Consider the following 10,896-nt stretch of genomic DNA (forward strand, 5'->3'; position numbering starts at 1 on the left):
CAGCAGAATAGGAGGTGACCATGGCGCGGCGGGATGAATATCTGGAGAAGTTCAAGGCGCAGCTGGATCAGTGGAATGCCGATTTGGCGCGACTGGAGGCAAAGGCCGAGGAAGCGCAGGCGGATGCACGGCTGCGTTACGAGGCGGAGATCGAAGAGCTCCGGCAGCGTCGCGAAGAGGCGCGTGAGCGTATGAAAGAGCTGGAGCATGCCGGTGAGGATGCCTGGGATGATTTTCGTAAGCGCGCTGAGAAGGCGTGGACGGATCTGGACGAGGGTTTTCGCAAGGCCTGGTCGCACTTTCGCTAGTCTTCGCGGGTGCCACTTCGCCAATCACCCAGGAGATCATTGATGGCGGAAATCTCGTTGCGCGGCACGACGGTGCGTACGGCTGGGGAGCTCCCGGCGGTCGGAACCAGGGCTCCGGCTTTCAGGCTCACCCGCACGGACCTCTCGGAACTCTCCCAGGAGGACTTGAGGGGGAAGAAGTTCGTGCTGAACATCTTCCCCAGCGTGGATACACCGACGTGTGCCAAATCCGTTCGGCGGTTCAACGAGGATGCCGCCAAGCGGGCGGATGTGGTCGTATTATGTGTGTCGGCCGACCTCCCCTTCGCGCAGTCGCGCTTCTGTGGCGCGGAAGGACTGGACGATGTGGAGCCCGTGTCGACGTTCCGGCATCCGGAGTTCGGCCACGACTACGGGGTCGCGATGGTGAGCGGGCGGCTGGCCGGCCTGCTGGCCCGTGCGGTTGTTATTGTCGATGAGGACGGGCAGGTGATCTATACGGAACAGGTGCCGGAGATCGGGCAGCAGCCGGATTACGACAAGGCCCTGGCGCAGCTCTGAGGCGGTACGTGCACGGGCGTTTAAGGTCGTCGTGGAGGCCCGCCGGCGCCGCCGGCGGGCCTTGTCGTTTCGAGGTGTCGTCACCGACAATCGCGTATCATCACAGGGCCGTTCCGTTCCGGAGTCGCCGTCCCATGGCGTCGTACATATCCGGAACCTCGCTTGCATGCAGGAGATACCTGGCAGTCATGACCGAGAATCGAGATATCCGCGAGCAGCACGAAGATACCGACGAACATCGGCTGATGCTGCGCAATTTGCGCGTGGACGACTACGATGACATCCGCGAAATCATGGAGGAAGTCTATCCGTCCATGGGGCCGTGGACGCGCAAGCAGTTCAATGCCCAGCTCAACCGGTTCCCGGAAGGCCAGATCTGCATCGAAGACAACGGCAAGGTCGTCGCGGCGGCATTGACCCTCATGGTCGATTACCGCCGCTTCGGGGATCGGCATTCCTATGACCAGATTACCGGCAATGGTTATTTCACCACGCATGACCCCAACGGCGATGTCCTCTACGGGGTGGACGTGTTCGTCAGTCCGCGCTATTCGGGCATGCGCCTCGGTCGCCGCCTCTACGATGCCCGCAAGGAGCTGTGCCGGAAACTGAACTGCCGCTCCATTGTCGCCGGCGGGCGCATTCCCGGGTACACGCAGTACGCGGAGGAAATGTCGCCGGAGGAGTACATCGAGCTGGTGAAACGCCAGGAGGTGTACGACCCGATTCTGAGCTTCCAGCTGGCCAATGACTTCCACGTGCGCCGCGTGATCACCAACTACCTCCCCGAGGATCGGGACTCCAAGGCCTATGCCACGCTGGTCCAGTGGAACAACATCTTCTACGAGGAAGAGGACGAGAGGTCGCTGCTCGGCGGTGACAAGACCGTGGTGCGTGTGGGCGCGGTGCAGTGGCAGATGCGCTCCATGCACTCCGTGGAAGAGCTCATGCAGCAGGTGGAGTTCTTCGTCGATGCGCTGGCGGGGTACAACGCGGACTTCATTATGCTTCCGGAGTTCTTCAACGCCCCGCTGCTGTCGAATTTCAATCAGGACAACCCGGCCGAGGCGATTCGCGGTCTGTCGCAGTATACGGAGGAGATCCGCGAGGAAATGCTGTCCCTGGCGGTGAGCTACAACATCAACATCATCGGCGGCAGCATGCCGGTCTACGGCGACAAGGAGCTCAACAACGTCTCCTTCCTGTTCCGGCGTGACGGCAGCTGGGATACGCAGCACAAGCTGCACATCACGCCGGACGAGCGCAGCTACTGGGGACTGCGCGGCGGTGACGGGCTGCGCGTGTTCGACACGGACGTGGGCAAGATTGGCATCCTGGTGTGCTATGACGTTCAATTCCCGGAGCTCAGCCGGGTGCTGATGGAGCAGGGCATGCGCATCTTGTTCGTACCCTACTGGGTGGACACCAAGAATGGCTATCAGCGCGTGCGCCACTGCGCCCAGGCCCGGGCCATTGAGAACGAGTGCTATGTTGCCATCACCGGTAGTGTGGGCAACCTGCCGAACGTTGAGAACGTGGACATCCAGTACTCCCAGTCCGGCGTGTTTTCGCCGTCGGATTTCGCCTTCCCCCATGACGCCGTGGTGTCGGAGGCGACGCCGAACACCGAGATGACGCTCATCGTCGACCTGGATCTGGAGAAGCTGCGCGAGATGCGCTACCAGGGCTCCGTGCGCAACTACCAAGATCGGCGGTTGGACCTCTATCAGGTGCAGTGGATCGGTCAGGACACGACCCGATCCGAGTAATCCCGGCGCGGTTGTTGTAGCGACCTCTCCGGTGTCGTGGGGGATCAGGACACTAGAACTTCTCTGAACGCAATACCTCGACATCCTGCAGGTAGAGGACCATGGCAAAATCGTCGAAATACTTCTTGTGCAACGTCTCGGCGATCTGTCGGGCGACGTCCTCTTCGCAGATGACCTCGAGCCGGATGTTGCCGACCTGCTCAAAATCCGCCGAGCGCACGCCCCGTCGGCCCTGCCCTCGCGCCTCGGTCAGGGTGTAGCCGCGTGCGCCGTGGTCCATGACACACTGCACAAGCTGGCGCTCCAGGGCTTGCTCCGTGATCACGGTCAGCAGCTTGCGCTTCATGCCCCACCTCCTACACCGGGGTAGACGACACTCAATACACCATAGTACAGCGGGATGCCGACAAGCACATTGAATGGAAATGTCACGGCCAGCGAGGCTGTCAGCGACAGGCCGGGATTGGCTTCCGGGACCGACAGGCGCATGGCCGCTGGCGCGGCGATGTACGAGGCACTGGCACCCAGCACACTCAACAATAGGGCACCGCCCAGGGTCAGGTCTAAGCCCCAGGCAAACACGGCGCCGACTATGGCGCCCAGCAGCGGAAACAGCAGGGCGAAGCCAATCAGGAACACGCCGTGACGGCGCAGGGCACCGGCCTGGGTCGCGGCGACCAGCCCCATTTCCAGCAGGAACAGCGCCAGCACGCCCTTGAACGCGTCGAAAAATAATGGTTCAAAGGGCTCCAGCCGCTCGGGGCCCATCAGCACGCCGATGAGCAGCCCCCCCAGCAGCAGCACGACGCCCTTGCCGAGAAAGACCTCATGCATGACTGAGGCCCAGCCGACGCTGGGGCGCAGGCCCCGCACCAGAACGATACCGAGGAGAATGGCCGGGACCTCGAGCACCACCACGAAGGCGGCGGCGTAGGCCTCATAATCGACGCCCAGGGTATCCAGGAAGGCGATTGCGACGGCATAGGTTCCCACGCTCACCGAGCCGTAATGGGCGGCGATGGCGGCGGCGTCCGCACGCGGCAGTCGGGGCGAAAGGCGCAGGATCGCGAAACCCATGAGACCCACGACGATGCCCATGGCGGCGACGACGCCCAGCTTGGGTAGGATGCGCGCCAAGTCCGCCCCCGCCAGCTCTACCCCCCCTTTCAGGCCGATAGACAGCAGCAGGATGACCGTAAGGAGTTCGTAGACCGCAGCGGGGAGGCGCATTTCGGCGCGCATCAGGCCAGCGCCGAGGCCCAGCAGGAAAAACAGGATGACCGGATCGAGTTCCAAGGGGATCTCCTTGTCACTGACGCGCGGCCGCTGATCGTAGCACAAGGCCCGCGCCGGCCCCAGTGCAGGACCTTCCTCAGTGCGCCAGCCGTTGGAGGCGCGTGCCAGCGCCATGGAAAAGCGCCCCTTTTCGCCGGAGTGAGGGTGTACCGGTCCACCAGGGTCCGTATTCCGGGATGCTGCCGTTGGCAAGACAGCGTCGGCTGTGGTCTGATGGGGCTCTATGGCCGTTGGTGCGGTCGCGGCGACTGCGCCCGGGCGGCGAGCGGAGAACAACCACGTGGAGGGCTTTCATTGCGTATTTCTGCCGAGACATCCTGCCTGCTGGTCGTTGACATCCAGGACAAGCTGGCACCGGCGATCCACGAGAGCGAACAGGTTATCGAAAACGCCGCTTGGCTGATCCGTGTCGCGCGCGAGGTGGATTTGCCCGTGCGCCTGACGGAGCAGTACCCGCAGGGGCTGGGGGCGACGGTGGCGCAGGTTCGTTCCCAGGTCGTGGACGAGGAGGTGCTGGAGAAGGTGCATTTCTCCTGCATGGATTCAGACCCGATTCGCCGTCACTTGGCGGCCGTTGGGCGGCGACAAATCGTGGTTGCCGGAACCGAGGCCCATGTGTGCGTGTTGCAGAGCGCCCTGGGCTTGGTGGCGGACGGCTACGAAGTGTTTGTCGTGGCGGATGCCATCTCCAGCCGTAAGCCCCGGGATGTCGACGTGGCCATTGAGCGCATGCGCGACGCCGGCGTGCGCATCGTGACGCGGGAGATGGTGGCGTTCGAATGGCTGAACCGCGCGGATACCGAACTCTTCCGTCGGGTGCAGCAGCGCTTTATCCGCTGAGTCACCGCCCCATCGGGAGCACGGTATTGCGTCTCAATTAATGGGGCGCAGCATTGGAGCGATGCCGCGCCCCAGTCACCGAACTCGCCCGCGCTCAGTGTGCGTGTCCGTGTTCCTTTTCTTCATCGGTGGCCTCGCGGACATCCACCACCTTGACGTCGAAGTTCAGTGGAACCCCGGCCATGGGGTGGTTGGCGTCGACCGTGATCTCGTCGCCGTCGATGCCGGTGATGGTGACGATCTGCTCGCCGCCTTCCGCCTGAGCCTGGAACTGCATGCCGACCTGGAGTTCGTCCACCCCCTGGAACAGGCTGCGCGGGACAACCTGGGTCAGGTCATCGCGGCGTTCCCCGTAGGCTTCTTCCGGGGGAATGTGCACGCTCACTTCCTCACCCAGATTCTTGCCTTCCAGGGCTTTCTCCAGACCAGGGATAATGTTCCCGGAGCCGTGCAGGTACGCAAGTGGCTCCTTGCCCTCGGACGTATCCAGGACGCTGCCCTCTTCGTCCTTTAGTGTGTAGTCGATGGCAACGACCTTGTCCTTAGCAATCTGCATGAGGGAAACCTCTGATAATGAATTGAACGCATTATGATACCGGTGGGCGCTGGACCAGGTAAAGGATTGTCCTTGCCTGCCAAGGGGTTCTGTGTGGTCGCGGCGTCGGACGCCGCGCCCCCTTGTCAGCGGTGCCGCGCCAAGAGCTCCTGCAACGCCTCAATGTACTGGCGCTCATCCGGCATGCTGCCGCTGCGCTGGGCATTCCACAATGCCTCCGCCAGCGGTTCCATCATGCGGTGTTCCGCTTCCAGGTGATCCCCGAGGCGGCGCGCGAGGTGCTGGTGCACCGCACGCACGCCGGGCGGTCGGTCCGTGGAGACCTGTTCGCGCAGCGCCAAGTGCAGCCCCATGTGCAGGAACGGGTTGGTGCGCCCGTCCTCCGGTTGCCAGTCCGCGTTCGCCACCGTGTCCCGGTCCTCCAGCAGGGCGTGGTATTCCGGGTGCTCGGCCACCACCTCGCCGATCATCGACTCGAGCGGTGAGAGCGGCTCGCCGTTGCGATGCTTGCGCCATGCCTCCACGTATTGCTGGCGGAGGGTGCTGCGGTCATTGGCGAACATCACGTCTCCGTGTTCCAAGGACAGGAACCCAACCGGTTCCGTCACAGTATCCCGGCGGTCATTGGGGCGGTCAAACACCGCCTGCGCCCACGTCGGCCGCCCGGCGCGCAGCGCTTGACCTCCATTCCAGAGGGCCCAGGCGCGGGCCGGAGGTGCCGGGGGCAAACCACGGACGGAGTTGCTCGAGCCGGGCCCCCCGCGCCGACAATGCGCTCGCCCTTGCGAAACCCAGCAATCTGTCCTTGGGACTCCGGGGAGAGGCCGATCAGCTCCAGCGCCTCGCGGTTGCTCACCCTGCAGGTGTCGAGCACGCGCATCACCTCCCGGGTCGCCTCTTTACGCAGCGCCTTGTCCTGCCACCGGGCGAGCTCGCGCTCCGTCTTCTCCCGGCGCGCCTTCGCACTCGGCGCGGCGCTTGTCGTCGGCCGGTTGGCAACAATGTCTTCGTTCATCAGAACCTGTATCGCGGCTCGCTTGCGTGCATGCAAAAATTCCGCTTTCCTGTGGAATATCGTACCACCCGGTCATCGCCCACAATGCCCCGCTGTACCTGGATCGGCCTCCGACGCACACGCGACTTCGTCCTCGCACTCGCCGCCTATGACGCCTCCGGGCCGTGGGTTGTGTGTAACGATATAGGGTGCCGGTTAGCCGGCATTCCTACTGCGAGATACGGCTCTCGGCGCGTATGTTTAACCTGCGAGGCGAAAGGCAAGATGAGCGCTCCGGGCGAGCGGGTCGAGAACCAGGTTCCAAGCGCTCTCCGGCATCCCCATCCGCCACGGCAGCATCATCCAACGCTTCCAGCTTCAGCGTTCAGAGGGCCTGGTCCATGCCTTGAGATCGGAGCTTGCGCCAGAGTGTGCTACGGCTGATGCCGAGTCGTTTGCATGCCGCGGTTCGGTTGCCTTTGCATTGCGCGAGGACGAACTTGATGCGGGCAAGTTCCTCGGCACCGGTTTCGGGCCGGGTTCGTGGTGGGGCCAGGGAATCGGCGGCGGGGTCGAACAGCTCGGGCAGCAGGCGTTGGAGATGAGCGGGATCCACTTCTCCCTTGTCGAATTCACTGTAGTATATGGCCAAACGTTCGATCAGGTTCTCCAATTCGCGAACGTTGCCGGGCCAGTGGTAGGCAACGAAATAGGGCATGACCTGAGGCAGGATCAGCCCGGATGCGCGGGGGGCACCCAGGCGGCGCAGGGCCTTGTCCAGGGAAAGGGTCGCAATGGCCCACACATCCTCGGTACGGACACGCAGGGGCGGAACGTCCAGGCGCAGGATATTGAGCCGGTAATATAGATCCTGTCGGAACTCCCCAGCCTGAACCGCCGCAGCCAGATCACGATGGGTTGAGGCGACTACGCGGACGTCTACAGGCGTTGGCTGGGTTGCTCCAAGCCTGATCACTTCATGCTCCTGGAGTACGCGCAGCAGTCGCGTTTGCAGGGTCAGTGGCATCTCGCCGATTTCGTCTAGAAAAATGGTGCCGGTATGGGCAGTCTCGAACATGCCGGGCTTGCCACCACGACGGGAACCGGTAAAGGCGCCTTCCTCGAAGCCGAACAATTCGCTCTCCAGCAGGGATTCCGGAAACGCGCCGCAGTTGAGGGCCACGAAGGCATGCCCGCGACGTCGGCTGGCATTATGGATACCCTGGGCAAGCAATTCCTTGCCGGTCCCACTCTCGCCGATGACCAGCACGGTCGCATCCGTGGCAGCGTATTTTGCGGCAAGTTCCCTGGCATGGTGGATGGGAGGGGAGTCGCCAATGATCTGCTCAAGCTCGTATTTGGCTGCAAATTGCCTGGGTTTCTCAGTGGACCTCAGGCTGCGGTCCACGCGTTGAATCGTGGCCGAATCCTGCAAGGTCATGACCGCGCCGACTTGCACCCCCTGCTCGCGGATGGGAATCCGGTTGGTGACCAGGGTCCTGCTGCCAATGCGGTGTATTCCCTCCAATTCGGCCTTGCCCTGCTCAAGGGTCTCCTTCAGCCCGAGATTGAAAGCAACCTCACTCAGCCGTCTTCCAATCACATGCTCAGCCTGCACGCCGAGCAGCCGCTCCATGGCGGGATTGAACGACTGCACCCGTTCCTCCATATCCACGGCAACCACACCCTCAGTGAGCTGTTGCAGGATGGTATCCAGTCGCTCCCGCCGGGCTACCTCGGCGCGGCCAACCCGGGCAATCTCGATGGCGTTGTCCAGAGCCTCTCCCACGGAGCCATGTGAGTAGAGGAAAACACCGGCGAGGCCGGCCTGCTCGGCAAGATCGGTGATGAGGCCAGGGCCGATGATGACCTTAACGCCGCTCGCGGCCAGGTCGGTGACACAGTCCTGCGCGTCGGCTGCAGACTCGTAGGCGAATTGTTCAACCTGCAGCCCGAAACGCTGCTGGAACTGTTGCAGCTCCGGGTGCGTGGTGCCATGGGTGACGATGGCAATGCGACTGGATAGCTTCCTTGCCGTGGCCAGCGCCTTCAGCACATCAAATCCGGTCAGCTTGACCAGGGCGATGGGGAGACTTAGGTGCCTTCTGAGAAAGGCGCCATTGGAACCCGCGGCAACCAGGGCGTCCACGGCATGCTCGCGCTGTCGCCGGTGCACCTCTTCAAGGGCGTCCTCAAAGCCCTTTTCGATGATGCGTATGTCCACCTGCTCAGCGTAGCTGGGCACGATCTCGCGGAATACCTCCTTCAGCCTGCTGAACCCCACCGCCAGGATGATCGGCTTGTGGTTGCTCCTGGACGATTGATTTTGCATCTGGACCCTCGGTGTGAGTCAAGATAATTGTTTCAATATGTGTGTCAGTATAAATCAGTGAAACGTTTTGTGAAACATTTACGACATGTTCTCGAAACACTTAAACACGAAAAGAGGCTTTTAATATCAACGTCTTGCCACGGATTGTTGGTGATTTCCGCGTGTTGGCCCGGTGCTTGCAATACACCCTGATGAAAACTATTGAAACGCATGCGGCCCTGGCTGGGCCCGCACTCAAACAGGAAAAAGCGCCATGGGAAACAAGACATCTTCGCCTGGGCAACGCTTCCGCGCTGCCGTTAACGCCGAGCGGCCGCTTCAGGTCATGGGCGCCATAAACGCCTATCACGCCCTGATGGCGACGCAGGTTGGCTACAACGCCCTCTATCTCTCCGGTGGCGGTGTCGCCGCCGGTTCCTTGGGGCTGCCCGATCTGGGGATTACCACCCTGGATGATGTGCTAACGGACGTGAACCGCATCACCGACGCCGTGGACACGCCGCTGCTGGTGGACGCCGATACCGGCTTTGGCGGTGCCTTCAATATCGCGCGCACGATCAAGTCTCTGATCAAGCACGAAGCAGCCGCCTGTCACATTGAAGATCAGGTGCAGACCAAGCGCTGTGGCCACCGCCCCGGCAAGGCCATCGTCTCTCAGCAGGAAATGGTTGATCGGATCAAGGCCGCGGTGGATGCGCGCACGGACCCGGACTTCGTGATCATGGCGCGCACGGATGCCCTGGCCGTGGAGGGCCTGGAGGCGGCGGTTGACCGTGCCTGCGCCTATGTGGAGGCCGGTGCCGATATGCTTTTCCCGGAAGCCATGACGGAACTGGGCATGTACCAGACCTTCACCCGGGCGGTCCAGGTTCCGGTGCTGGCTAACATCACCGAGTTCGGCGCCACACCGCTTTTCAGCCGCGAGGAACTGGGTGCCGCCGGCGTGGGGCTGGTGCTGTACCCGCTGTCCGCGTTCAGGGCCATGAATGCCGCGGCCCTGAAGGTCTATCAGACCGTGCGCGCCGAGGGCACCCAGGAGAGCGTGGTGCCGCTGATGCAGACCCGTGCAGAGCTCTACGACTTCCTCAACTATCACGCCTTCGAGGAAAAACTCGATCAACTGTTCAGCCAGGAGAAGCAAGCATGAGTGACGCTGCCACCACCCCCAAGCCCAAGAAATCCGTTGCCCTCTCCGGCGTTTCCGCCGGCAACACGGCCCTGTGCACCGTTGGCCGCACCGGTAATGATTTGCATTACCGCGGCTATGACATTCTGGATCTGGCCGAAGCCTGCGAATTTGAGGAGATCGCCTACCTGCTGGTGCATGGCAAGCTGCCGAACCAGGCCGAGCTCAGCAGTTACAAGACCAACCTCAAGCGCCTGCGTGGCCTGCCGACCCCGGTCAAGACTGCGCTGGAGCAGTTGCCCGCCTCCGCCCACCCCATGGACGTGCTGCGCACCGGCGTCTCGCTGCTTGGCTGCACGCTGCCGGAGAAGGACGACCACAATGTTGCCGGGGCCCGCATGATTGCCGACCGCCTCATGGCCTCCCTGGGCTCCGTGCTGCTGTACTGGTATCACTTCAGCCACAACGGCCGGCGCATCGAGGTGGAGACGGACGACGACTCCATCGGCGGCCACTTCCTGCACCTGCTCCACGGTGAAAAGCCGTCGGAGTCCTGGGTGCAGGCCATGCACACCTCGCTGACGCTCTACGCCGAGCACGAGTTCAATGCCTCCACCTTTGCCGCGCGGGTCATCGCCGGTACCGGTGCGGACATGTATTCGGCCATCACCGGCGCCATCGGCGCACTGCGCGGACCCAAGCACGGCGGCGCCAACGAGGTGGCCTTCGATACCCAGCAGCGTTACGTCAGCGCCGATGAGGCGCAAGCCGACATCCAGCGGCGGGTGGCGAACAAGGAGGTGATCATCGGTTTCGGTCACCCCGTCTATACCATCAGTGACCCGCGTAACCAGATGATCAAGAATGTGGCCCGCAAGCTGTCGGAGGAAAACGGCAACACCAAGATGTTTGAGATTGCCGATCGCATCGAGGGCGTGATGCTGGAGTCGAGGAACATGTTCGCCAACCTGGACTGGTTCTCGGCGGTAGCCTACAACGCGATGAACATTCCCACCGCGATGTTTACACCCATTTTCGTGATTTCGCGCACCTCCGGCTGGGCGGCCCATGTCCTGGAACAGCGCCAGGACAACAAGATCATCCGGCCCAACGCCAACTACGTGGGCCCCGAGAA

At 62.5% G+C, this 10,896-nt stretch carries 12 protein-coding genes; 6 read left to right on the top strand and 6 right to left on the bottom strand.

Going from position 1 to position 10,896, the window contains the following annotated elements; all coding sequences use genetic code 11:
* Positions 1-20 precede the first annotated feature (20 nt).
* The 3 genes from QZT63_RS13410 (at position 21) to QZT63_RS13420 (ending at position 2,617) form a co-directional block, all read left to right on the top strand.
* Positions 21-308: a hypothetical protein gene (locus tag QZT63_RS13410; RefSeq protein ID WP_290651971.1), complete on the top strand. Its 288-nt coding sequence runs from the start codon at positions 21-23 to the stop codon at positions 306-308.
* Between the two features lie 42 nt (positions 309-350).
* Positions 351-848 carry a thiol peroxidase gene (tpx, locus tag QZT63_RS13415; protein WP_290651972.1) on the top strand — a complete coding sequence of 166 codons (498 nt, stop codon included), beginning with the start codon at positions 351-353 and terminating at the stop codon, positions 846-848.
* Between the two features lie 188 nt (positions 849-1,036).
* On the top strand, positions 1,037-2,617 hold the full coding sequence (locus tag QZT63_RS13420) for a bifunctional GNAT family N-acetyltransferase/carbon-nitrogen hydrolase family protein (protein WP_290651973.1): 1,581 nt from the start codon (positions 1,037-1,039) through the stop codon (positions 2,615-2,617).
* Positions 2,618-2,669: 52 nt separating this feature from the next.
* Here the strand turns inward: QZT63_RS13420 and QZT63_RS13425 are convergent, their stop codons facing one another.
* Both QZT63_RS13425 and QZT63_RS13430 read right to left on the bottom strand, forming a co-directional pair.
* Positions 2,670-2,963, bottom strand: a complete 294-nt coding sequence (locus QZT63_RS13425) for a DUF3240 family protein (protein ID WP_290651974.1) — start codon at positions 2,961-2,963, stop codon at positions 2,670-2,672.
* Positions 2,960-3,913 carry a sodium-dependent bicarbonate transport family permease gene (locus tag QZT63_RS13430; RefSeq protein ID WP_366637046.1) on the bottom strand — a complete coding sequence of 318 codons (954 nt, stop codon included), beginning with the start codon at positions 3,911-3,913 and terminating at the stop codon, positions 2,960-2,962. Before QZT63_RS13430 ends, QZT63_RS13425 begins: the two co-directional genes overlap by 4 nt.
* A 294-nt stretch (positions 3,914-4,207) precedes the next feature.
* Here QZT63_RS13430 and QZT63_RS13435 point away from each other — a divergent pair, with 294 nt between their 5' ends.
* Complete coding sequence (locus QZT63_RS13435) at positions 4,208-4,753, top strand: hydrolase (protein WP_290651976.1); 546 nt, start codon at positions 4,208-4,210, stop codon at positions 4,751-4,753.
* Between the two features lie 94 nt (positions 4,754-4,847).
* Here QZT63_RS13435 and QZT63_RS13440 read toward each other — a convergent pair whose 3' ends face one another.
* The 4 genes from QZT63_RS13440 to prpR form a co-directional block, all read right to left on the bottom strand.
* Positions 4,848-5,309: a peptidylprolyl isomerase gene (locus QZT63_RS13440; protein WP_290651977.1), complete on the bottom strand. Its 462-nt coding sequence runs from the start codon at positions 5,307-5,309 to the stop codon at positions 4,848-4,850.
* A gap of 125 nt (positions 5,310-5,434) precedes the next feature.
* Positions 5,435-5,872: a DUF1841 family protein gene (locus tag QZT63_RS13445; protein WP_290651979.1), complete on the bottom strand. Its 438-nt coding sequence runs from the start codon at positions 5,870-5,872 to the stop codon at positions 5,435-5,437.
* 41 nt (positions 5,873-5,913) lie between these two features.
* Positions 5,914-6,324 carry a hypothetical protein gene (locus QZT63_RS13450; protein ID WP_290651981.1) on the bottom strand — a complete coding sequence of 137 codons (411 nt, stop codon included), beginning with the start codon at positions 6,322-6,324 and terminating at the stop codon, positions 5,914-5,916.
* Between the two features lie 364 nt (positions 6,325-6,688).
* On the bottom strand, positions 6,689-8,635 hold the full coding sequence (gene prpR / locus QZT63_RS13455) for a propionate catabolism operon regulatory protein PrpR (protein WP_290651982.1): 1,947 nt from the start codon (positions 8,633-8,635) through the stop codon (positions 6,689-6,691).
* Between the two features lie 253 nt (positions 8,636-8,888).
* Here prpR and prpB point away from each other — a divergent pair, with 253 nt between their 5' ends.
* The gene (prpB, locus tag QZT63_RS13460; protein ID WP_290651984.1) at positions 8,889-9,782 is read left to right on the top strand and encodes a methylisocitrate lyase; all 894 of its coding nucleotides are present in this window, start codon (positions 8,889-8,891) and stop codon (positions 9,780-9,782) included.
* Positions 9,779-10,896 (top strand): 2-methylcitrate synthase (prpC, locus tag QZT63_RS13465; protein ID WP_290651986.1); only part of this gene is annotated, 1,118 nt, incomplete at its 3' end. The genes prpB and prpC, both read left to right, overlap by 4 nt.

Origin of the sequence: Aquisalimonas sp. (assembly GCF_007120195.1) — a bacterium.
In the GTDB taxonomy this organism is placed as follows: Bacteria; Pseudomonadota; Gammaproteobacteria; order Nitrococcales; family Aquisalimonadaceae; genus Aquisalimonas.

Coding starts and splice junctions, on each gene's coding strand:
- QZT63_RS13410 (WP_290651971.1), top strand. CDS start 21: ATGGCGCGGCGGGATGAATATCTGGAGAAGTTCAAGGCGCAGCTGGAT.
- tpx (WP_290651972.1), top strand. CDS start 351: ATGGCGGAAATCTCGTTGCGCGGCACGACGGTGCGTACGGCTGGGGAG.
- QZT63_RS13420 (WP_290651973.1), top strand. CDS start 1,037: ATGACCGAGAATCGAGATATCCGCGAGCAGCACGAAGATACCGACGAA.
- QZT63_RS13425 (WP_290651974.1), bottom strand. CDS start 2,963: ATGAAGCGCAAGCTGCTGACCGTGATCACGGAGCAAGCCCTGGAGCGC.
- QZT63_RS13440 (WP_290651977.1), bottom strand. CDS start 5,309: ATGCAGATTGCTAAGGACAAGGTCGTTGCCATCGACTACACACTAAAG.
- QZT63_RS13445 (WP_290651979.1), bottom strand. CDS start 5,872: ATGTTCGCCAATGACCGCAGCACCCTCCGCCAGCAATACGTGGAGGCA.
- QZT63_RS13450 (WP_290651981.1), bottom strand. CDS start 6,324: ATGAACGAAGACATTGTTGCCAACCGGCCGACGACAAGCGCCGCGCCG.
- prpR (WP_290651982.1), bottom strand. CDS start 8,635: ATGCAAAATCAATCGTCCAGGAGCAACCACAAGCCGATCATCCTGGCG.
- prpB (WP_290651984.1), top strand. CDS start 8,889: ATGGGAAACAAGACATCTTCGCCTGGGCAACGCTTCCGCGCTGCCGTT.